We start from the raw sequence: 19,771 nt of genomic DNA, 5'->3' as shown, positions 1-19,771 counted from the left end.
ATGTCAATAACAAATATATTTGGCGTGTTGACATTTAATGCTGGCAAGAATGGGCGTATCTGCGCGATACTGCGGCCTTCTTTCACCCCGGCAGCAGTCAAGGCCTCTGGCCTATGATGTTGGCGAACCCTATCGTCAGCGCCTGCTACCGCACGATTCGGAGCCGGTTTGCAGGCCAAGAAAAGATTTGACGGGATGCCCAATGGATGTGATTTCCACACGCGATTCTGAACGCTCATCCGACGGACACGAGGCCCAGCGCGGCAAGGGAACGCTGGTCGATCAAGCCTATGCCTTGATCAAGTCAGACATAATCGCCTGTGAAATCGCCCCCGGATCAACCGTCACGGCGCAGTGGCTTCACGAGCGCTATCAGATCAGCCTGATGCCGGTGCGGTCGGCGCTTGAACGGTTGATCGAGAGCGACTGGGTCGCCTCGCTACCGCAGCGCGGCTATCGTGTCGCGCCGATCACGGTCGGCGATATTGTTGCGCTGTATGATCTGGTCGAGTCGGTGTCACCCAAATTGGCACGACTCAGCGCGGGGCGGGTCAACGACCGATTGGACGTGTTGCGCCGGCTGGCCGCAGCCGCGAATCCGCCCGTCGCGCCGACCTCCAAAACAGAGATCGTCCGCATGGTTCAGGCCGGCAGCGAACTGCTGGGTCAGGTGCGGGTTGCGTCGGGCAACCGGTATGCCATTGCCCTCACGCTCCAGATCACCGAGCGGCTTGATCGCGCGCTGTTTGCCCGGTTGCGGGTGCCGGGGGTGCCGGTTGACTACCGGCGCGACTTTACCCATTTGATCGACGCCTTGGCCCGTGGCGACGGTGACGCCGCCGAAGCGGCTTCGCTTGCCTCCGTTCGGAAAATGCGCAGCCTCATGTTGAACGAGATCCTGACCGCTCCGGGTGTTTCCGAACTCGATTTCCCGCGCGCCCTGCAACCGGGCCGGTGATCTTGGGGCTGGCAGCAGCCGCGACCGCGCAACGGCGTGTCAGCCCTCTGGGCAAACCCCTGCCTCAGGCCGGGTTTTTCGGCAGCTGGCCAAGACGCAGCGCCTCTTGGGTTGCATCGTCCCAGCCCAGATAAAACGCATCGTGATCGCGCAGGATCGGACGCGCCATCACCTTGGGCTGGGCGGCGATTTGCGCCTCGGCCTCGGAGTTTTTCAGCCAGTCACTGAGCCCCCGATAGTCATTGGAGCTGCGATCCACCAATCGGTCGCCAAACTCTGCAATCAACTCCGCCAACTCGGCCTCGCTCAAAGGATCGGCGCGGACGTCCCGAAAGACGACGGTCCGCCCCGCTGCCTCCAACGCCTTGCGCGCCCTTTGGCAAATCGCACAGGTGTTCAATCCGTAGATCATCATGTCGCAATCTCCCGTGGTGTTGGCATGCAACGTCCTGCATCTGGGCCTCAAGCGCAACCCGTCTGCGGCGCGCATGAACGCGGGTTTGGTTGACCGCAGGCTACGCCGTGCCCTTCCATCTTACAGGCGTCACATGGACGATCTGATCATCAACACTGACCATCACATCGCCATCCTGAATGTTGATCTGCAGCTTCATCGCGCGGCTTGCCAGTGTTGCCAGCGCGCTTGTGTCGGTCTCGGAAATGCGTGTCACCTGAAGATTGTCAAAGCGCGAGGCGCTGTTCTTGATCTTGTCCCACCACACCTCGGCGGTGCGGCCCCCATAGGGATAGACAACCACCTTGGCGGCCTTGCCACAGGATTGACGCATCACCTTCTCGCTTGGAAGGCCCAGGGCGACCCAGACATCAAGCTCTCCGCTCAGGCTTTTCTGCCAAATGTCGGGCTCGTCATCGGTTGAAAGGCCCTTGGTCATTTCCAGATGCTCATGGGCATTGAGCGCAAACGCGACAAGGCGCACCATCAGCCGTTCATCCGTCTCCGAGGGATGCTTGGCCACCGTCAGCTTGTGCGTCTCATAGTAATGACGATCCATGTCGGAAATCGAGAGCTCGACTTTATAAATGGTGGCTTTCTGCGCCATGATCTGCCCCAAATCCCCAAAGATTGCGATGCCTACCCGGTCTGGAGGCCATTGGAAAGCAGATACAAAGACGCCGATTGCGCGATGCCAGCCTGCGCGACCGCACCGCGCGGGATGGTTGCGCCGTCTCAGGCCAAAGTACAGCGGGGAAAACCCGGTTGGGGCAGGCATTTACCTTTGCGCTTGAACGGCGCGAAACACCAGCGCCGCGATGCCAAAGAGCGCCAGCGCAATCACCGGAACATTCGCCGTTGCGAGGTTGGTGACAATCACACCGACGAGCGCCCAGATGATGGCAAGCGGATAGCCCCATTCGCGCGGTCGCATCGCCTGCACGACCAAGGCAACCGCCAGGACCGCCACGAGACAGATCAGCGCGGCAGTTTGCGCCTGCAGGATTGCGTAGCCGCCCAGCGCGACGCCGAATGCGACGCCCGTCGCGGCGGTGAGCCATCCGGCATACAGCGCAATGGGGCGCGCCAGCAGCCATGGGTCGGCCTCGCCCGCGCGCAGCATCGCCACAATCGCCGCCACCGCCATCACCACGATCATGCCCGTCGCCAGGATGGGCGATGAATTTGCGGCGGCGATCCAGAAACTGCCGATGAACAGGCTGAGTAGCAGCGGCATCCGCATGGTCTGCCAGTCCGGGTGCCCCGCGGCGCGCCACAGCCCGAAACCCGCGCTGACGACAAGCCATAAATAGATCACACCCCAGATCGAGAACGCATATCCGGCAGGCTGCACGGGCGGATTGACTTGCGGGACCGGAAATTGGTTGGCGGTGAACCCGCTGAACCCGGTCGACAGCAAGGGTGACAGGACAAAGGCCAACGTGGCGATCAAAACCAGGGTTGCCGGTATTTTGGGTTTCATCTCATGTCCTTTTGCAACAAAAACAGCGTCAAGACCCCGGGTCATCGCCTGCGTCCTGCGATGCGCACGGCCCGGCGCACACATAAGGATGTGGCGCTTGGCGCATTCGGCAAGGGGAACTCTGGACAAAGGCGGCGGAAGTTCAACAAATCGCGGCGGCAGATGACTGGCATTTTGCGCAGTGTCGCGCCGTCATGTGGCCGGGTTCGTCAGGCCGACTGTGGTTGCGCCGCAAACGGCCGCCGGGGGTCTGGCCCTTCGTGGTGGCAAGACCATCAACACGCACCCTGCGCGCTTTGGTCATGGCCGGACGGCAGGGGGCGGCCCATCCGGCGCAGGGGTGAGCGCAGATCGGCCTGCTTGTCTCAGGTCCAAGTATAGCCGAACGACAGCCCGAAATCCTGCGCGCTCAGTTTGATGTGATCGCGTGTCGCGCCGCGAAGCCACAGGCGGCCGTGCACTTCGGTATCGGTGAAATCGCTGCCCGCCGGCAGAGCGGTCCGGTTGGCCCAGAACCCGCCGAGAAATTCAGAACCCGCGAACGACACATCCCCCTGGGCGCGCACATCCGCAAAATCGGCGTTGCCGTAGCAGGTCAGCGCGCGAAAATCGGCACCCTTGGGAAACCGCGCGTTCGAGAACCCGGCAATGCCGCGAAACTCAGCCCCGGAAAAATCGGCGGCGGCGTCGAACACGGCGGCGTCGAAACGCGCATCATTGACGAACATCGCGCCCGAAAAATCGCTGGTCGCGCCAAATACGGCGCCTTTGAACCATGCCAGACCGTCAAAACGCGCGTCCTTTGCCGTCACGCCCGCCTCGAACACCGCATCGGTGAAATCAACGCCGCGCAGGGCAAGACCTGACAGGTCCAGCCGTTCGGTCACGCGAAGGCCGCGCAGATCGACGGCCTCGCCGTGTTTCCAGGGCCGGGAAAGCTGCGCGCGGATGTCGGCGCTGTCCATCATGAGACCCCTTCGGCCAATACGCCCTCGACCCAGGGCAAGGCCAGGTCATCGGCCATGTCGTTGCCCGAGGCATCATGCGTCACGCGTTCGCCAACCAACGTGCCCCCGGCCCCGGTCAGCAACTCTTCCAGCCGTTTGCCGCCGTAATTGAAGGTTTCCGGGTATTCGCTGTCGCCCATGCCAAAAATGGCAAACCGGACACCGCTCAGGTCGGGCTTTTGCGCCGCCATCTTTTCGGCAAAGGGCTGGGCCGAGGCGGGCAACTCGCCGTCGCCATAGGTCGAGGTCACCACCACATAAAACGTGCCGGTGTCAAAATCTGACGGGTCGAAATCGGCCAGATTGGTGACGCTGGCGTCATGGTCTGACAGATGCGCGGCGATATCCTCGGCCAGCATCTCGGCGTTGCCGGTTTCGGTTCCGTACAGGATGGCGATCTGCATCAGGTTTCCTCCGTCTGGCGGGCAAGGGCGATCATGCGCGCGGTCGTTGCAATCTTGCGACGGCTGCGCCCGGGTTGGCACGCGGCGCATTCGGCGGTGTCGATGCGTTTCCAGCCGTCATAGCCGATGGCCGCGGGCAGACGCGCGCTCAGGGCGTCGCGCCCCGGCTTGCCGCCGCTGGTTTGCACCAGATCGGCGGCAATACGCGCCGCAACCGCCTGCGCATCGGCGCGGTTTTCGGGGATCGTGCCGCGCGGGCCCCGGCGAAACCAGCCGGCAGCATAAAGGCCGGGCGCGATCTTGCCGTCAGCGTCGGCTTGCGCCACCTCGCCGTCAAAGCCGATGGCGGTCAGAACCGTGTCGCAGGGCAGGACCAGCGACGCGTCGCCGCCGGTGGCGCGGAACCGCACGGCCTCGACCGCGCTGCGGCCTTCGATCTGGTCGGGCGTCCAGCCAAAATGAAAGACGATCTCACGCGTGGCGCCATCGGGGGCATGGCCGTTGATGGCACCCAGCGCCTCGATCAGCTTGCCTTCGCCGGTCAACCCCTGCACATGGATGCGCGCATGCGCCAGCCGCCCCAATTCGCGGATCATCACCGGGTCAAATTTTGCCACCTCGGCGGGCGAACGACCCACCACGTCGATCCGCGTGATCCCGGCGGCGACGAGGGCCGCGCCCGTTTCAGGCGCAAGATCGGACCCTTCGAATTCATCGGGGGTTTTGGCGAGAATGCGCACAAGGTCAACCGCGACATTGCCATTGCCGATCACCACCACGCGCGGGCCAATACCCGGGCGTTCCGCGTCGGGATAATCGTTCCAGCCGCGCGTCACGGCCCCGGACCCGAGCACCCCCGGCAAGCCATCGCCGGGAATGTCCAGCCGCCGATCGTCATGCAATCCGGTCGCCAGAACCACCACATCATGCGTGTCGCGCAGCTCGTCCAGCGATATGTCGCGCCCCAAGGTGACGTTGCCAAAAAAGGCCACGCCTTGCCGCTCGAACAGACGCTCGAACTGGCGGATCACGGCCTTGGTGCCTTGGTGATCGGGGGCCACACCATAGCGGATCAAGCCATAAGGCACCGGCAGCCGGTCGAGGATATCAATCCGCGCGTCGGGCAGGGCCTTGCTCAAGGCCTGTGCGACGTAGCAGCCTGAAGGGCCTGCCCCGATGATGGCGACGGTGTGCATCCTAGTCCTCCATGCGGGCCCACGGATGCGGGCGGCCGGTCAGATCCACATACAAGGCCTTTTGCGCCATATAGGCGCGAATGCCCTCGCGGCCCTTCTCGCGCCCGATACCGGCGTCTTTTTCGCCGCCAAAGGGCGTCGAGATCGAAAATTGCTTGTAGGTGTTGATCCAGGCCGTGCCCGAGGTGATCGCCCGCGCCATACGGTAAGCGCGCGGGAAATCACGGGTCCAGATGCCGCACGCCAAGCCGTAGACGTTGTCATTCGACTGCGCGATGACATCCGCTTCGTCGTCAAAGGGCATCACCACCAGCACCGGGCCGAACACCTCTTCGCGGCAGATCAGCGCGTCGTTGGTCACATCTGCCAGAATCGTCGGCATGTAATATGTGCCCGCGTCATAGATCCCGCCGGTGGGGGCCTTGCCGCCGCAGAGCAGCGTGGCACCGTCGGCCACCGCCGCCTCGACCATGGCCGACACGCTCGCGCGGTGGTCGGCATGGATCAGCGGCGCGACCTGCGTTTCGGGGTCGAACGGATCACCCACGCGCAGGGCTTTGGTCGCCTCGACAAGACGCGCGACGAAGCTGTCATAAATCGAACGCTGCACGAACAACCGCGACCCGGCGATGCAGCTTTGCCCCGAGGATGAGAAAATGCCGAACAGGATGCCGGCAATCGCCAGGGTCTGGTCGGCATCCTCGAACACGATGGTTGGTGATTTGCCGCCCAGTTCCAACGAGACCGGCATCAGCTTTTCCGCCGCTTGCCGCGCAAGGGTGCGGCCGGTGCTGGTGCCGCCGGTAAAGCTGACCTTGGCGATGGATGTGTGCTCGACCAGCAGGTTGCCCACCTCGCGCCCCGCGCCCGGCAGCACCGAGAACAGGCCTTTGGGCAGCCCGGCTTCCTCGATGATGCGGGCCAGTTCCAGCGACACCAGAGGCGACCAACTGGCCGGTTTCAGCAGCACGGCGTTGCCCGCCGCCAGCGCCGGTGCGACCTTTTGCGCGTCCGAGGCGATGGGCGAGTTCCACGGCGTGATCGCGGCGACCAGGCCCAAGGGCTCGTGCACCGACAGCGTCAGATAATCGCCGCGCGGCACGGTCATCGTGTCGTCCAGCGTTTCGAGGGCGGCGGCAACATAGCGGAACGTCCCCGCCGCACTGGCCACCAGCGCCGAGGTTTCGCGCAGCGATTTGCCGGTGTCGCGGGTCTGGATATAGGCGATCCGCGCGGCGTTGGCCTCGATCCCGTCGGCGATGCGGTGCAGGATGCGCGCGCGCTCATGCGGTTTCAGGCCACGCCAGGCGGGGTCGGCCTGGGCCGCCAGCGCGCGGGCAATCGCGCGCTCCCCATCGGCACGGCTGGCACCGCGAAACACGCGGTTGACCGATCCATCCGCGGGATAGATCGAGGTGATCTCGGCGCCTGAGCCTGTCTCCCACGCGCCACCAATGAACAATTGGCCGTCGGGTAAATCATAGGTCATATCGCCACCTCACGCAGTCGGTTCAGCACCTCGCGCGCGGCGGAATAGACCGTCGCGACCGAGGTTTTGGGGTTGTCGGGCGACGGGTTGCCCTGAATGCGCATCGTGTAATCCGTCGCGCCAGCACGCACGCTGTATTCATGGATATTCTGGGTCACCTGCGGGTCGGCGATCATCTGCACCTGCGTCCCCTCGAACCCGATCCCGGCCAAGGCCAGAGTCGCCGCGACATTGGCGTTTTTCGGGTATTGCAGCGCCGCGTCGCGCGCGTTGCCCGAGAAAAACACCGTCGCGTCGGTCAATGAGGGCAAATCCAGCAGCGTTTCCGCCGGGGTGCCGCGCCACGCCAAGGGCGGTTTGCGCGAGGTATAGGTGACCTCGGTGATGCCGCTGGGTCTGAGCGCCGAGAGCAGATCGACGCCGCCAATCGCACCGGCGGGCAGAACAACCCGGGTTCTCCCGTCACGAGCCGCCGCCAGCACCTGTTCATGCAGCGCCTCATCGGCCAGCGCGCCAATCGACACGATCACCGTCTCGATTCCGGCGCGCAAACAGGCCGTGACATCGGCCTGCACCGCCGAATGCCCGGCGCATTCCACCACCAGGTCGGGCGAGGCCGCAACCAGCGCCGCCCCGTCGCTGACCACCTGCACCGGCGCGGAATGCCCGGCCAGCGCCTGATGTGTTGCGGCCTCGCGCCCGGGACGCACCAGCACCGTCAACCGTGTCAGCGCCGCATTTTCACGCGCCAAGACGTCAATCAAGGTGCGGGTGATGTTGCCGTATCCGATCAACCCCAGATGCATCGGCTCAAACCTTGTTGCCAGCCGCGCCGGCGGGCGGGCCTGAGAAGGTTTCGGCAAACGGGCCGATTGCGATCATGTCCACCTCGATCAATTGCGGACCGGGCGCGGCAAGGGCGGCATCCAGCGCCGCGGCGAAGGCGTCAACATCGGAAATCCGCGTGTGCGGCAAGCCGATCGAGGCGCAATGCTTTGCAAAATCGGGGGTTTGCAGCGCGGAATAATGGTGCCGCCCGTCGTATTGCGCATCCTGAATGTTGCGGATCACGCCATAGGCCTGATCGTTCATCAGCACAAAGACCAGCGGTGCGTTTTCCTGCACGGCGGTGATCATTTCCGCGATGCCCAGCTGCGTGCCGCCATCGCCCAACAGGGTGATCGCCTTTGGCCCATCGCTGGCCAGCGCCGCGCCGATGCCCATCGCCACGCCCTGCCCGATGCCGCCGCCCAACGCATGAACGCCGTGGCGGGGTTCGGCAAAATTCACATAGCGGTTGCCGAAGGTGGAGTTGGAGATCGTCACATCCCGCACCCAGGCATGGCGGCCCGGCGTGATCCGCGCCAGCAGCGTATCCGCGACCACCTGATACGGCCCCATCTGCGCGCGCAAGCGCCCCTCGCCGGTGGCGCGGGCGGCGGCGATGTCGAATTTCTGCTGCGGATCAACCGACAGCGTTTGCGGCAGCAAATCCAGCAGGCGGCGCAGCGTATCGGCGCTGTCACCATGCACGAACAGATCCACCGGATAGTTGCGCCCCCCCTGCGAGGCATCGGCGTCAATCTGCGCCAGCGGCGAGGGCAGCGCCATCGTGTTGTTCAGCGTCTCATTGCCGCGCAGGCGTGAGCCGACGACGATCATGCAATCGGACGCGGCATAAAGCGATTGCGCCTCGGGTGTCATGTTGAAGGCCCCCAGATTGGCCGGGTTGTCCTCTGAGACAATGGCGCGGCCATGGGTCGAGGTGACCACGGCAAAACCGCGCTGCACCAGCGCCGCTGCCTCGGCCTGCGCGCCCTGAGCACCGCCGCCCAGCCACAGCATCGGGCGTTTGGCGGCCAGAACCATCTCGGCCAGGGCCTCGATCGCGGCCTCCGAGGCACGCGGGCGCTGGGGTTCAGGCGTCAGGATGCGCGGGGCACCCGCCATTGTGCTGCGCTGCACATCCACCGGGATTTCCAGCGACACAGGGCCCGAGGGCGCGCTGATGGCGGCGGAAACGGCGGCGGTCAGGCTGCCAATCGCGGAATCGGCGCTCCACATGCGGAAATAGGCCTTGGAGATGCCGCGCAGCATATCCGGCTGGCGCGGCACATCATGGATCGGCGCGCGGTCACGGTCGGCAAAATCGAGGTCCACCGTCGAGGTGATGTGCAACAAGGGCGTGCCCGCGGTCAGCGCCTCGACCTGGGCGCCCGCCGCGTTCCCGGCCGCGGTGCCGGTCGAGGTCATCACGACGCCCATCTTGCCCGAGGCCCGCGCCCAGGCATCCGCCATGTTCATCGCCCCGGCCTCGCCACGCGCCGGCACGAAGCGAATGCGCCCCTGCCGGGCGATCGCATCGAGGATCGGCATATTGTGAATCGAGATCACCCCGAACAGCGTGGTCACACCGATGTCGGCCAGATAGCGGGCGATGAATTCACCGACGGTTTCGGTTTGAGCAATGGATTGATCTTGCATGGCGGCAGTCCTTGTTCTTCAAATGTGGCGCGAGAGTCCGCCCGACACGTCGAGCTGCGCGCCGGTAATATAGCTGGCGGCCCGAGAGCCGAGGAAAACGATGGCGGCCGCGGCCTCGGCCGCATCGCCCAGCCGCCCCAAGGGGATGCCCTTGTTGCGCGCCAGATTGGCGTACCAGTCCTCGCGGCTGATGGATTGATCCTCGCGCGCGGCAAACCGCCGGGTCCATTGGCCAGAGCCGATCAGACCCAGCAGAACCGAATTCACCCGCACATCGGGTGCGAATTCAATGCTGAGGGATTTCAACAGGTTCTGCACACCGGCGCGTGCCGAGGCGGTGCAAACCATGTGCGGTTCGGGCTGATAGGCCAGCAGCGAGTTCACCGCGACAATCGCCCCTTTGGCGGCTTTCAGCATCGGCAGAAACGCGCGCGTCGGGTTGATCTGGCTGAACAGCTTCAGATCGTATTCGGCGCGCCAATCCTCGTCGGTGGTGGTCTCGAAGGTGCTGACCCGGCCCTGTCCGGCGTTGTTCACCAACAGGTCGCAGCGACCAAAGCGGGTCTGAACCTCGGCGGCGAAGGCGTTCACCTCGGACGCGTCGAGCACGGAAAACGCCCGCCACAGGATCCGGTCCGCACCGAAATCGCGCGCCAAGACGGCGGCCACATCGTTCAGGCGGCCCTCGCCGCGCGCGCAGAACGCGACCTTTGCGCCCTGTTCCAGCAACAGGCGCACGCAAGCCAGCCCGACACCCGAGGAGCCGCCGGTGACCACCGCGACCTGTCCTTCATACGGCAAACCCATTATTTCGCTCCTCGCAGTTCCGCAAATCCGGGATCAGGGCGCCCCTGCATCACCGCGCGCTGCGCGGCGGTCGGCGCGCCTGCGGTCATCCACTGATCCATCTTTTCGGGCACGTCGCGCGGCCAGACCTGTGCAACGTGGCTGGCCTCGTCGATCTGCTGCAATTCCGAGGTGAACTCGATGACATAGCCGGATGGCGAGACGAAATAGGCGAACGGGTTGTCGCCCGGTCCGTGCCGTCCCGGACCCCAGGTCGGCGCGATGCCGGTCTGTTTCATGCGGCCAATCGAGCGCATGAATTCATTGATCGACGGCAATTCGAAGGCGACATGGTTGACCGACGGGTAATGCCCGCGCACCAGCGCAATGGAGTGGTGATCCGAGGCGCAGCGCAGGAACACCATCTGATCGGCGCTGTAATCCGACACCTTGAAGCCCAGCGCGTTGCAATACCACGCCTGCAACCCCTCCATATCGGCGGTGTTCAGCACCACATGGCTGACCTTGCGGGGCTTGGCCCATTCCTCGACCGGCTCCTGCGTCAGGCCTTCGGCGCGGAAACGCAGGCGGCGGTTGTCAGGATCGAGCACCTCGAACCCGTAGCCACCGACGAAATCGTCAAACTCTGCCGGGTCACCCAGAACCGCCTCGCCCAGCGCGACCAGATGCGCGTGCAGTGCATCCGTCGCGGCGCGGTCGGGCATGGCGAAATGCACATATTCAATGCCGTAAACCGGCGCATCCTTGAGACCGTACAGAAAGGCCTCGGGGCCGGTGCCGCGAAGGTAGACCACGCCATCGGCCTCATGGGCGATGCTCAGGCCCCAGTTGTTCACATAAAAACCCTTGGTGGCGGTGATGCCGGGGGCGCGCATGACAAGGCCACGCAGGGCCCCGACTCGGACGGGGTGGGTCATGGTGAGACTCCTTGATGAGTGCGGATTGCAGCGGCCAATGCCGCCGGGGCTTGTTGGTGCAACGCATGACCGGTGGCAGGCACCAGCGTCAGCGCACCACGGATGGGTTCGGGCAGGGAGTCATGGGCGCGGCGCGATTGTGCGGGCGGGGTGACGATATCTTCGGCGCCGACGATCACCGCGGTCGGCACAGCAACGGCGGCACAATCGGCCGCCAGATCACCGGCGGCCAGCATCCGCACCGCCTGGCCATAGCCGGGCATCTGCACCTTGGCCATGCCAGAGGCGACCGCCGCGACCAGATCAGCGTTTTGCGCGGGCTCAAAGATCAGACGCGGCGCGCGGGTGCTGGCGAAGACCGTCGGGCCAAGGCGGGTCAGGTCGTCAATCCGCGCGGCGGGGCCAGAGGGCAGATCAGCGCCAGGGTGTACGCCGCCGCCCTGCGCGCACGAGGCCAGCGTCAGGCTGTGCAAACAATCGGGATACCGGCCAGCAAAGGCCGCGCCGATCAAGGTGCCCAGCGAATGCCCCATCAGATGCACGCGCGGCAGGTCCAGCGCCTTGAGCAACCCTCGCAACGCGGTGGCGTAATCGGCGGCAACCGGCCAGTCCATCGGCAACGGCGTCGAGGGACCATAGCCGGGCGCCTCCCACGCGATCACGCGCCAGCCGGGCAAGTGGGCCGCCACGGCATCAAAGGCGCGCGCCTCCGAGCCGATCCCGTGCAGCGCCACCAGAACGGGGCCGTCGCCGGGGTGCTCACGCCAGCCGATACCGGCGGTGATATGGTCCTGCGCGCTCATGTGACGAAAACGAAGCCGTTGTTGACCGGCAACACCTGCCCGGTCAGCGTCAACGCCGCCTCGGAGACCAGAAACGCCACCGTGCCGGTCACATCCTCGGCCGCTTGCGGCCCCGGGACGGCGCGACCGTCACCATACAGGCGATGCCGGGTCTCGGGCACATATTCGGTGCTTTCGGTGGTCAGGATACCGGGGGCAATGCAGGTCACGCCCACGCGGTCCGGCCCCAATTCGCGCGCCAGACTGCGGGTCATCGCCATCACCGCCCCTTTTGAGGCGGTGTAAGACAACAGACGCGGCGCACCCCAAAGCGCGGTGTCAGAAGCCACATTGACCACACGCCCCGAGCCACTGGCCCGCAGCATCGGCGCACAGGCGCGGGTCATCAACCAAGTGCCACGCACGTTGATGCGCTGCACGCGGTCCCACAGATCAAGCTCGATATCCTCGAATCCCATGCCGCCGACATTGGTGGCCAGCGCCGCGCAATTGACCAGACCGTGCAACGGCTCGCCCGTCGCGGCAAGGCTGTCACCCAGCGCCGTGATGCTCTCCGGGTCGCCCAGATCAACCGTGACGGCGCGCGCGCCAAGGTCGACGGCGGTCGCCTGCACACCGTCCGAGTCGATATCCGCCAGCACCAGCCGCGCGCCCTGCTCGGCGCAGGTCAGGGCGATTGCGCGCCCCAGACCGCGCGCCGCGCCGGTGATCAGGATGGTGCGACCGGCCAGCATCATTCCGCAGCCACCTGCGCCAGTTCGGCCTCGATCTGTTCCTTGGCCGCGCGGGTCAGGATCTGGCGGATCCGGCTGACGCCGATGTCGTGCTGGTACAGCATCTCGCGCTTGCGGGCATCATCGGGCATGCCCTCAAGCATGACGCGATCCTGCTCCAGCACGTTCCAGTGGTTGTTCTCCAGCACGGCGCGATACAGGAAGCGCCACGCGTCGCGGGCCACGCCCTCGACCTTGCGCATCCGCCAGAAGAACACCTTGGTGGTGGTGGCGTCGATCGGCGTTGCATAGCCGATGATGCGCATATTGCCCCCCGGCCCCGCGGCGGGCGGATAGGGAATGTCGAGGAAGCAATACATCGTGCCCGGATGAACGACGAATTCCGACCAGTCGAAGTTGTCGCCCACCTGCCCGACGCGGGTGATGTGGAACCCGTGCTCGGTCTTGTCCAGCCGCATCAGGTCCTGCTTGGAGCCATAGGCCAGGGTGAAGCTTTCGGAGTGCAGATAGCAGCCGTGCATCGGGTCGGCGAGGTTGTCGATCGCATAGCGATAATTTGACTCCCAGACGGCGGTGCACAGCAACCCGGTCCATTCGTCGCTGACCAGTTCCGTCGGCATCACCAGTTCGGGCGGCTCGGGCTGTGTGACCGAGGGGACATAGACGAACACCGCGTCCGAATGCTCGGTCACATGATAGGATTTCACCGCCTTGCGCCCCTCGAGCGCGCATTCCGGCATCGCCGGGACGCGCACCACCACGCCCTCTCCATCGACGATCACGCCATGATAGCGGCAGCCGACATTGCCCTCGTGGATCTCGCCCAAAGACAGAGGCGCGCCCCGGTGCGGGCAGAAGTCCTCGATGCATTTCAGCGCGCCATCGGCACCCCGCCAAAGCACCAGTTTCTGACCCATCAGCATTACGCCGTGGGGCCGTGTGGACTTGATTTCGACCGATTTCGCGACGGGATACCACTGGCCCAACAGGCCGGTGTTCACACGCTCTTCAATCAGGGCCTTTTTGTCGATTGCCGTCATGATCTGGGCTCCTCTGCGGTGGTCTAAGGGACGCGGTTGAGGGTTGACTGCCGTTATGCCTTGCCGGGACGCGGGATCTTTGAAACCGGGTGCTCTGGCGGATAGGTGGGCGTTACCGGCTTTGGATTGCCGATCATCACCACCATCAGGGCCTCCTCGATGCCTTCGTTGCGCAGACCACGATAAACCCCCGGCGGCACCGAGATCAGGTCGCGCGCGGTCAGGACGGTTTCGACCTTTTCGCCCTGATGTTCGATGAACAGCCGGATCTTGTGGCCCTTGAGAATGAAGAACACCTCTTCGGCGTCGCGATGGATATGCGAGGGGCCCTCGCAGCCGGCAGGCAGAACCATCGTCGAGAAGGTGAAATTTTCCGCCGGGACGACGTTCTCGTCATCCACGACACCCGTAGCGCCGGTGCCGATGTAGCGCATCTGCGCGCGGCGATATTTCGGGTCGTAATCGGCCTGAAATTTCAGCGCGTCCCAATCCAGTGTCCGGGTCTCGTAGCGTGCAACGCGGCTTTCGACCCATTCACCCAACGATTTTCCGGCCGGGATTTGGACGTCCGCGGGCTCGATGGTCGGGAAGGTTTTCGATGTCGTGCTCATGGCCGTCTCCTTGGTAACTCTGGCAGGAACGGTTGTGGGAACGGGGCAGGCCCCAGGCGTGTCGCTTATTGATCTTTTTTCGGGATATAGTGCAGCAGGCGCGTTTCGGCCCAGGCCAATACGGAATACAGGACGATGCCGATCACGGTCAGCAGGACAATCGCGTTGAACACCATCGCGGCATTCGCCTGTCCACCGCCGTAGGAAATCAGGAACCCAAGCCCGGTATTGCCGCCGACCAACTCGCCCACCGTCACGCCGATCACGGCCAACGTCGAGGCAATGCGCAAACCTGCCATCAGGTTCGGCAGGGTCGAGGGAAATTCGACCTTGAGGAAAATCTGCCAGCGGTTCATCGAATAGGCCCGCGCCAGATTGACCATATCGCGGTCCACCGTTTTCATGGCCGCCAGCACGTTGACCAGCACCGGGAAGAACACGATCAACACCGTGACCAGCAGTTTCGGAATGGCGTTATAGCCGAACCACATGATGAACAGCGGCGCAAAGGCAACCTTGGGCGCGATTTGCAGCGCCAGGATATAGGGCGAGAGCACCTTCTCCCAGAACGCCGACAGGCCCAGCATATAGCCGATTGCCGCGCCCAGCGCCGAGCCGATGGCAAAACCGAGAACCGTGTACAACGCGGTCGAGGCGGTATTGGCGATCAGGTTCTCGCGGCGATACATGCGGCCAATCTCGTCCAGCATGTCGGAGGGCGTCGGGATGATGTACTTGGGCACACCCATCGCGGGCGGCAGAATCTGCCAGATCGCCAGAACGACCGCCAGGATCACGAAACCGGCAATAGTATGGGTTTGAAGGGAGCGCATCGGGGTTCCGATCTGGGAATTTGGCAAGTGAGGTCCGGCCGCCACCGCGACAGGGGCGCGAGGCAGCGACCGGAGAGAGGTTTGGCGTTATTCGATGAAGTCGTTGGTGTAGGCGTCCGCGACCGGGACCGCCGCCGTCACCAATTCGTTCGCAACATAGAAATCCTCGGCGATTTGCAGCTGCTCGGGATCGAAGGCCCCAATCGGGCGATCACCATCCTGCGCGTAGACGTTGGTGACATACATGCGCATGATCTGCTCGATCTGCGCGACGTCCTCGGCGTGGCGCGGTACAAAGCCGACATACTCTTGTGCGGCGGTGGCCGGGTCAGCGATGATCTCGTGGATCGCCCGCAGCGTCGCGGTCACAAAACCGCGCACGACCTCGGGGTGTTCCGCGATGAAGGTATCCGACGCGATGATCGCCTGCGCTTGCGAGGCAAAGAAGTTGCGGGCGGGGGTCACGGTCAGCGGAATGCCTGCCGCCTCGATGGCGGCGATCCACTCGGGGACACCGGCCATTGCGTCGATGGAACCGCCGATCATGTTCTGGATGATCCCGCCAGGCCCAAGCGCCTGAATGTCAACGTCGGACCGACCCAGATCCGCGGACGACAGAACCGCCAGCAGGTTGTAATAGGTGGTGTCCTGAAAGCCGATCACGCCGATGGACCGGCCGCGCAGATCGGCAACGCCGTTGATGCCACGGTCACTGCGCCATGCGATTTGCGTGATCCCCTGGCCTCCCAGCAGCGCCACGCCGCGAATGTCCAGGCCGTTGGCGCGCACGATCAGCGCCGTATCGCCCATGCCGCCGCCCATGTCGGCGTTGCCCACGGCAACCTGCGTCGCCACATCAGCACCGCCATTGCCGACGCGGAAGGTCACATCAAGCCCGGCCTCGGCATAATAGCCTTTGCCCAGCGCCAATTGGAACGGCGCAAAGGCGGGCAGGAAATCAGGTGCCGGAAACAGATAGGTTACGGCGGTCTGCGCCTGGGCCATCAAGCCCGAAAGCGTCAGTCCGGCGGCGGCCACAAAGCCAAGCAATCTCTTGTTCATAGTGTTCTCCCTTTGGTTTCGCTTAAGCTGCCCGTTGATCGAGCTTGAGTAGAGCAAAGATTTCGGCAGCGTGCTGGTGCACTTCGTTCATCTGGCGCCGCTTCAGCGGATGCGCCCGGTCGGGCAGGGTAATCGGCATCTCGCGCACCACCGTACCCGGGCGCTCTGACAAAACGAGCACCCGGTCCGACATGATGACGGCTTCAGACAGATCATGGGTAATCAGCAAGGTGGTGATCCCGGCGGCTTGGATCGTCTCGGCAAAGCTGTTTTGGATCAACAACTTGGTCTGCGCATCCAGGGCCGAGAAAGGCTCGTCGAGCAAGATGATATCCGGGTCGATCGCCAAGGTCCGCGCCAGAGCTGCGCGCTGACGCATCCCGCCGGACAATTGATACGGGTACTGGTTTTCGAACCCGGCCAGATGACAGCGCTCCAGTTCCGCCATCGCCCGATCCCGGCGCTCGGCCTTGCCGACGCCGCGCGAACTCCAGCCCGAATTCCACGTTCTTGAGGATTGTACGCCACGGCAGCAGCAAGTCTTTTTGCAACATGAACCCGACATGCGGGTTGGGCTTTGTGACCAATTCGCCGGACACCAGTACTTCGCCCGAGGTGGGCTGATACAACCCCGCGGTCATGCTCAGAATCGTGCTTTTGCCGCAGCCCGACGGGCCGACGACCGAGACAAACTCGCCTTTGTTGACCTTGAAGGTGATGTCTTCGACCGCGGTTACGACTTTTTCGCCATCCGTGCCAAAGGTCTTGGTAACGTGGCGAAACTCAAGCGCCATAGCCATGTTCCGCATAGGCCGCATCGAGATCCGCGTTGATCGCGCTCAGTTCCGATGCGAACAGATCCACGTCCCAATCCGTACGACCGGAAATCGGCGCCACGACACCCCGCGCCGCCAATTCCGCGGCAATCTTGGCAAAGTCGTGCTGCCCGGTTCCCATGATGTCCATCATTGCGGCGGCAAGCGCGTTTTCGGCATCTGTCAACGGGCGGCCCAAAGATTGATGGGCCAACGCCGGACGCGTTGTGTCGCGCGCGCGCTGTGACAGGCGATCCTTGAAAGCATCCATGACTGGCTCCTGTTCGGGTCGGAAGGGGCGTGGGTCGGCACGGTGAGGGCTGTTCAAATATAAACAACACGTTCAGTATTGACGAGATGAAAGATTCGGTCAAGAAGAATCTTAGAGCAATGCCTGACCCGTTGCGCACCATTGCACGGCTTTTCTGTGGCGCAAAGATTGCAGAGCGGCGAAGACAATCGTAAGAAGAAGTGTTCAAATATGAAGGATTCTGCTGTGCCGGCGACCGATACACCCGATTCCGAAGGCGGAAACACCTATTCAGTGCCACCCGTCCACCGGGCCTTCACGCTGTTGCGCCATATCGCCTCGGGCGGGCGCTGTCGCAACGCATCGGCAACGGCGCGCGATCTAAGCATCAACCGCACCACCCTGATCCGGCTTTTGCATACACTTGAAGCCGAGCGCATGATCGAATCCGACGATGATGGCCTGAGTTGGCAGTTGGGGCCGGGGATGATCGTGCTCGCCGCCGATGCGTTGAAGTCGCGCGACGTGGTGCGCGTGGCGCGGCCCGTCATGGCGCGGCTGACACACGAGCTTGGCCTGTCGTCGCATCTTGGTGTGCTGGACGGGCGCGAAATCATCTATTTGTTGCGCGAAACGCCAAACTCGCATCTGGTCTCGAATGTGCGCGAGGGGTCGCGCCTGCCCGCCCACGCCACCACCGTCGGACGCGTTCTGCTGGGGTATCAATTGCCCGACGCGTTGGAGCGGCTTTATGCCGATGTGCCGCTGGCCAAGGCCACGGAAAAGACCTCGACGACACTGGACACATTGCGCGCGCAGATCGCCACGGACCGGGCGCAAGGGTTTGCCTGGAGCGCCGGGAATTTCGAGCGCGGCATCGGGTCTTGCGCGGCACCGATCTTCGATCACCAAGGGCGCACCATCGCCGCCGTCAACGTGACCGGACCCGAGGCCAATTTCACGCTCGACACACCACAGGCCGCGCGCATCGAGATCGCCGTGAAAGCGGCCGCGGCAGAAATCTCGGCAGCGCTGGGGTATTCCGGCGCCTGAAACAGACGGGTGACCTGATGACCACGACCAGCTTTGCAGAAACGATGTTCGAGGCCCTGGTGGATGATACCAGCGGCACGGGGGGCTTGTCTGACGCACAAGCGCGCCATGAGCCCGCGAATTTTCTGCGCCATGCCGCATCGCTGTCGATGAGCAAGGTCGCCGACGGATTGATCGACCCGAAACTGGTGCTGTCCTGGCTGCTGTCCCATCTGGGCGCGTCCTCGGTGTTCATCGGCCTGCTGGTGCCAATCCGCGAGGCTGGCGCGCTGTTGCCGCAATTGTTCACCGCGCCCCGCGTGCAGGCGATGGCACGGCGAAAATGGGCCTGGGTTGCGGGCAGTCTCGGGCAGGGTGTCGCCGCGGCGGGGATCGTTCTGGCCGCGCTGACGATGACCGGCGCGATGGCTGGCGCGGTGATCTGCGCGCTGCTGGCGGTGCTGGCGGTGTCCCGGTCGATCTGTTCGGTCAGCTACAGCGATATTCTGGGCAAGACGGTGGGCAGTTCACGCCGGGGGGCGGCAACCGGGCTGGCCAGTTCGCTGGGTGCGGGCGCGGTTGTGATCTTTGCGCTGGTGTTGATGTCCGGGCTGGTAGAGCGCGCGAGCCTGGTGGTTGTGGCGATTGCCCTGGCGGCGATGTTGTGGCTGGCGGCCGGGTTCCTTTTTTCAAGGTTGCACGAAGAACCCGCGCCGGGAAAGCCGGGCGCGGCGACCTTGGGGCAGTTGAAATTGCTGCGCGAGGATCCGCAGTTGCGCCGCTTTATCGCCGCGCGCGGCCTGCTGACGGCCACCGCGCTGGCCCCGCCCTATATCGTGCTGTTGGGCGCACAGGCAGGCCAAGGCACGTTCGACCGTCTGGGCGCGCTGGTCCTGGCGTCGTCCATCGCATCGTTGGTGAGTTCATGGATCTGGGGCCGCATGGCAGACAGGTCCAGCCGCAAGGTGCTGATGCTGTCCGGCCTCTCGGGGGCGGCGGCCTTGCTGGCGGCGGTGATGCTGGATGTCATCGGCGCCTCGGGCACGATCTGGGCGCTGCCGCTGGTGCTGTTTGTGCTGATGATCGCCTATCATGGCGTGCGGCAGGGGCGGTCGATCTATCTGATCGACATGGCCCCCAAGGATCGGCGCGCAGCCTATACGGCGGTTTCCAATACCGTAATCGGCGTTCTGCTGCTGGGGTCGGGCCTTTTTGGCGCGCTGGCCTCGCTGGCGGGGGCCAATGTGACGCTGCTGATCTTCGCGGCGATGTCCCTTGCGGCGGCTTGGGTCACGCGCGGGTTGGAGGATTACGCCGCCTGATCGCGTTTCGCTTTGCGCACAACACTTGATCCGGGTTTGCGCCACGACATTTGAACACCCAGGGAACACC

General features: G+C 64.1%; 22 protein-coding genes and 1 pseudogene. 3 read left to right on the top strand and 20 right to left on the bottom strand.

Annotated features, from left to right (window positions below):
• Positions 1 to 202 precede the first annotated feature (202 nt).
• A complete protein-coding gene (locus VDQ28_RS07495) occupies positions 203 to 958 on the top strand; it encodes a GntR family transcriptional regulator (protein WP_323035340.1) in 756 nt (251 codons plus the stop codon).
• A gap of 64 nt (positions 959 to 1,022) precedes the next feature.
• Here VDQ28_RS07495 and VDQ28_RS07490 read toward each other — a convergent pair whose 3' ends face one another.
• The 20 genes and pseudogenes from VDQ28_RS07490 to VDQ28_RS07400 all read right to left on the bottom strand — a co-directional run bounded on the left by VDQ28_RS07490 (position 1,023) and on the right by VDQ28_RS07400 (position 17,368).
• The gene (locus VDQ28_RS07490) at positions 1,023 to 1,373 is read right to left on the bottom strand and encodes an arsenate reductase family protein (RefSeq protein ID WP_323035339.1); all 351 of its coding nucleotides are present in this window, start codon (positions 1,371 to 1,373) and stop codon (positions 1,023 to 1,025) included.
• Positions 1,374 to 1,473: 100 nt separating this feature from the next.
• Positions 1,474 to 2,019 (bottom strand): YaeQ family protein, encoded by a 546-nt coding sequence (locus VDQ28_RS07485; RefSeq protein WP_323035338.1) that lies wholly within the window; start codon positions 2,017 to 2,019, stop codon positions 1,474 to 1,476.
• Positions 2,020 to 2,190: 171 nt separating this feature from the next.
• Positions 2,191 to 2,895 carry a hypothetical protein gene (locus tag VDQ28_RS07480; RefSeq protein WP_323035337.1) on the bottom strand — a complete coding sequence of 235 codons (705 nt, stop codon included), beginning with the start codon at positions 2,893 to 2,895 and terminating at the stop codon, positions 2,191 to 2,193.
• Between the two features lie 365 nt (positions 2,896 to 3,260).
• Entirely contained in the window at positions 3,261 to 3,863 is a 603-nt protein-coding gene (locus tag VDQ28_RS07475) for a pentapeptide repeat-containing protein (RefSeq protein ID WP_323035336.1), read from the bottom strand.
• On the bottom strand, positions 3,860 to 4,306 hold the full coding sequence (locus tag VDQ28_RS07470) for a flavodoxin domain-containing protein (protein ID WP_323035335.1): 447 nt from the start codon (positions 4,304 to 4,306) through the stop codon (positions 3,860 to 3,862). Before VDQ28_RS07470 ends, VDQ28_RS07475 begins: the two co-directional genes overlap by 4 nt.
• The gene (locus VDQ28_RS07465) at positions 4,306 to 5,502 is read right to left on the bottom strand and encodes an FAD-dependent oxidoreductase (protein ID WP_323035334.1); all 1,197 of its coding nucleotides are present in this window, start codon (positions 5,500 to 5,502) and stop codon (positions 4,306 to 4,308) included. The genes VDQ28_RS07470 and VDQ28_RS07465 overlap by 1 nt, the downstream gene beginning before the upstream one ends.
• Position 5,503: 1 nt before the next feature.
• The gene (locus tag VDQ28_RS07460; protein WP_323035333.1) at positions 5,504 to 6,991 is read right to left on the bottom strand and encodes an aldehyde dehydrogenase; all 1,488 of its coding nucleotides are present in this window, start codon (positions 6,989 to 6,991) and stop codon (positions 5,504 to 5,506) included.
• Complete coding sequence (locus VDQ28_RS07455; protein ID WP_323035332.1) at positions 6,988 to 7,797, bottom strand: aspartate dehydrogenase; 810 nt, start codon at positions 7,795 to 7,797, stop codon at positions 6,988 to 6,990. The genes VDQ28_RS07460 and VDQ28_RS07455 overlap by 4 nt, the downstream gene beginning before the upstream one ends.
• Positions 7,798 to 7,801: 4 nt before the next feature.
• The gene (locus VDQ28_RS07450; RefSeq protein ID WP_323035331.1) at positions 7,802 to 9,475 is read right to left on the bottom strand and encodes a thiamine pyrophosphate-binding protein; all 1,674 of its coding nucleotides are present in this window, start codon (positions 9,473 to 9,475) and stop codon (positions 7,802 to 7,804) included.
• A gap of 18 nt (positions 9,476 to 9,493) precedes the next feature.
• Positions 9,494 to 10,282: an SDR family oxidoreductase gene (locus VDQ28_RS07445; protein ID WP_323035330.1), complete on the bottom strand. Its 789-nt coding sequence runs from the start codon at positions 10,280 to 10,282 to the stop codon at positions 9,494 to 9,496.
• Complete coding sequence (locus tag VDQ28_RS07440; RefSeq protein WP_323035329.1) at positions 10,282 to 11,199, bottom strand: VOC family protein; 918 nt, start codon at positions 11,197 to 11,199, stop codon at positions 10,282 to 10,284. Before VDQ28_RS07440 ends, VDQ28_RS07445 begins: the two co-directional genes overlap by 1 nt.
• A complete protein-coding gene (locus VDQ28_RS07435; RefSeq protein WP_323035328.1) occupies positions 11,196 to 12,002 on the bottom strand; it encodes an alpha/beta hydrolase in 807 nt (268 codons plus the stop codon). Before VDQ28_RS07435 ends, VDQ28_RS07440 begins: the two co-directional genes overlap by 4 nt.
• Positions 11,999 to 12,739, bottom strand: coding sequence for an SDR family oxidoreductase (locus VDQ28_RS07430; RefSeq protein WP_323035327.1), 741 nt, complete (start codon positions 12,737 to 12,739; stop codon positions 11,999 to 12,001). The genes VDQ28_RS07435 and VDQ28_RS07430 overlap by 4 nt, the downstream gene beginning before the upstream one ends.
• Positions 12,736 to 13,776 carry an aromatic ring-hydroxylating dioxygenase subunit alpha gene (locus tag VDQ28_RS07425; protein WP_323035326.1) on the bottom strand — a complete coding sequence of 347 codons (1,041 nt, stop codon included), beginning with the start codon at positions 13,774 to 13,776 and terminating at the stop codon, positions 12,736 to 12,738. Before VDQ28_RS07425 ends, VDQ28_RS07430 begins: the two co-directional genes overlap by 4 nt.
• A gap of 53 nt (positions 13,777 to 13,829) precedes the next feature.
• Complete coding sequence (locus VDQ28_RS07420) at positions 13,830 to 14,387, bottom strand: cupin domain-containing protein (RefSeq protein WP_323035325.1); 558 nt, start codon at positions 14,385 to 14,387, stop codon at positions 13,830 to 13,832.
• Between the two features lie 65 nt (positions 14,388 to 14,452).
• On the bottom strand, positions 14,453 to 15,220 hold the full coding sequence (locus VDQ28_RS07415) for an ABC transporter permease (protein ID WP_323035324.1): 768 nt from the start codon (positions 15,218 to 15,220) through the stop codon (positions 14,453 to 14,455).
• A gap of 87 nt (positions 15,221 to 15,307) precedes the next feature.
• Complete coding sequence (locus tag VDQ28_RS07410; RefSeq protein ID WP_323035323.1) at positions 15,308 to 16,282, bottom strand: ABC transporter substrate-binding protein; 975 nt, start codon at positions 16,280 to 16,282, stop codon at positions 15,308 to 15,310.
• A 22-nt stretch (positions 16,283 to 16,304) separates the two neighbouring features.
• The gene (locus VDQ28_RS07405; RefSeq protein WP_323035322.1) at positions 16,305 to 16,847 is read right to left on the bottom strand and encodes an ABC transporter ATP-binding protein; all 543 of its coding nucleotides are present in this window, start codon (positions 16,845 to 16,847) and stop codon (positions 16,305 to 16,307) included.
• Positions 16,774 to 17,076: pseudogene (locus tag VDQ28_RS22570) on the bottom strand (ATP-binding cassette domain-containing protein); the annotation flags it as partial. The gene VDQ28_RS07405 and the pseudogene VDQ28_RS22570, both read right to left, overlap by 74 nt.
• Positions 17,066 to 17,368 (bottom strand): recombinase-like helix-turn-helix domain-containing protein, encoded by a 303-nt coding sequence (locus VDQ28_RS07400; protein ID WP_323035321.1) that lies wholly within the window; start codon positions 17,366 to 17,368, stop codon positions 17,066 to 17,068. The gene VDQ28_RS07400 and the pseudogene VDQ28_RS22570, both read right to left, overlap by 11 nt.
• 210 nt (positions 17,369 to 17,578) lie before the next feature.
• Here VDQ28_RS07400 and VDQ28_RS07395 point away from each other — a divergent pair, with 210 nt between their 5' ends.
• Together VDQ28_RS07395 and VDQ28_RS07390 are read left to right on the top strand one after the other, a co-directional pair.
• Positions 17,579 to 18,400 (top strand): IclR family transcriptional regulator, encoded by an 822-nt coding sequence (locus VDQ28_RS07395; RefSeq protein WP_323035320.1) that lies wholly within the window; start codon positions 17,579 to 17,581, stop codon positions 18,398 to 18,400.
• Between the two features lie 17 nt (positions 18,401 to 18,417).
• Positions 18,418 to 19,701 (top strand): MFS transporter, encoded by a 1,284-nt coding sequence (locus tag VDQ28_RS07390; RefSeq protein WP_323035319.1) that lies wholly within the window; start codon positions 18,418 to 18,420, stop codon positions 19,699 to 19,701.
• Positions 19,702 to 19,771 lie beyond the last annotated feature (70 nt).

The organism is Pararhodobacter sp., from assembly GCF_034676545.1.
Classification (GTDB): Bacteria; Pseudomonadota; Alphaproteobacteria; order Rhodobacterales; family Rhodobacteraceae; genus Pararhodobacter.
This window is presented reverse-complemented; position numbering and strand designations above follow the sequence as displayed.

Bases quoted from the DNA above. Each gene is read 5' to 3' on its own strand.
- VDQ28_RS07495 (WP_323035340.1), top strand. From the start codon at position 203: ATGGATGTGATTTCCACACGCGATTCTGAACGCTCATCCGACGGACAC.
- VDQ28_RS07490 (WP_323035339.1), bottom strand. From the start codon at position 1,373: ATGATGATCTACGGATTGAACACCTGTGCGATTTGCCAAAGGGCGCGC.
- VDQ28_RS07485 (WP_323035338.1), bottom strand. From the start codon at position 2,019: ATGGCGCAGAAAGCCACCATTTATAAAGTCGAGCTCTCGATTTCCGAC.
- VDQ28_RS07480 (WP_323035337.1), bottom strand. From the start codon at position 2,895: ATGAAACCCAAAATACCGGCAACCCTGGTTTTGATCGCCACGTTGGCC.
- VDQ28_RS07475 (WP_323035336.1), bottom strand. From the start codon at position 3,863: ATGATGGACAGCGCCGACATCCGCGCGCAGCTTTCCCGGCCCTGGAAA.
- VDQ28_RS07470 (WP_323035335.1), bottom strand. From the start codon at position 4,306: ATGCAGATCGCCATCCTGTACGGAACCGAAACCGGCAACGCCGAGATG.
- VDQ28_RS07465 (WP_323035334.1), bottom strand. From the start codon at position 5,502: ATGCACACCGTCGCCATCATCGGGGCAGGCCCTTCAGGCTGCTACGTC.
- VDQ28_RS07460 (WP_323035333.1), bottom strand. From the start codon at position 6,991: ATGACCTATGATTTACCCGACGGCCAATTGTTCATTGGTGGCGCGTGG.
- VDQ28_RS07455 (WP_323035332.1), bottom strand. From the start codon at position 7,797: ATGCATCTGGGGTTGATCGGATACGGCAACATCACCCGCACCTTGATT.
- VDQ28_RS07450 (WP_323035331.1), bottom strand. From the start codon at position 9,475: ATGCAAGATCAATCCATTGCTCAAACCGAAACCGTCGGTGAATTCATC.
- VDQ28_RS07445 (WP_323035330.1), bottom strand. From the start codon at position 10,282: ATGGGTTTGCCGTATGAAGGACAGGTCGCGGTGGTCACCGGCGGCTCC.
- VDQ28_RS07440 (WP_323035329.1), bottom strand. From the start codon at position 11,199: ATGACCCACCCCGTCCGAGTCGGGGCCCTGCGTGGCCTTGTCATGCGC.
- VDQ28_RS07435 (WP_323035328.1), bottom strand. From the start codon at position 12,002: ATGAGCGCGCAGGACCATATCACCGCCGGTATCGGCTGGCGTGAGCAC.
- VDQ28_RS07430 (WP_323035327.1), bottom strand. From the start codon at position 12,739: ATGATGCTGGCCGGTCGCACCATCCTGATCACCGGCGCGGCGCGCGGT.
- VDQ28_RS07425 (WP_323035326.1), bottom strand. From the start codon at position 13,776: ATGACGGCAATCGACAAAAAGGCCCTGATTGAAGAGCGTGTGAACACC.
- VDQ28_RS07420 (WP_323035325.1), bottom strand. From the start codon at position 14,387: ATGAGCACGACATCGAAAACCTTCCCGACCATCGAGCCCGCGGACGTC.
- VDQ28_RS07415 (WP_323035324.1), bottom strand. From the start codon at position 15,220: ATGCGCTCCCTTCAAACCCATACTATTGCCGGTTTCGTGATCCTGGCG.
- VDQ28_RS07410 (WP_323035323.1), bottom strand. From the start codon at position 16,282: ATGAACAAGAGATTGCTTGGCTTTGTGGCCGCCGCCGGACTGACGCTT.
- VDQ28_RS07405 (WP_323035322.1), bottom strand. From the start codon at position 16,847: ATGTCGGGTTCATGTTGCAAAAAGACTTGCTGCTGCCGTGGCGTACAA.
- VDQ28_RS07400 (WP_323035321.1), bottom strand. From the start codon at position 17,368: ATGGATGCTTTCAAGGATCGCCTGTCACAGCGCGCGCGCGACACAACG.
- VDQ28_RS07395 (WP_323035320.1), top strand. From the start codon at position 17,579: ATGAAGGATTCTGCTGTGCCGGCGACCGATACACCCGATTCCGAAGGC.
- VDQ28_RS07390 (WP_323035319.1), top strand. From the start codon at position 18,418: ATGACCACGACCAGCTTTGCAGAAACGATGTTCGAGGCCCTGGTGGAT.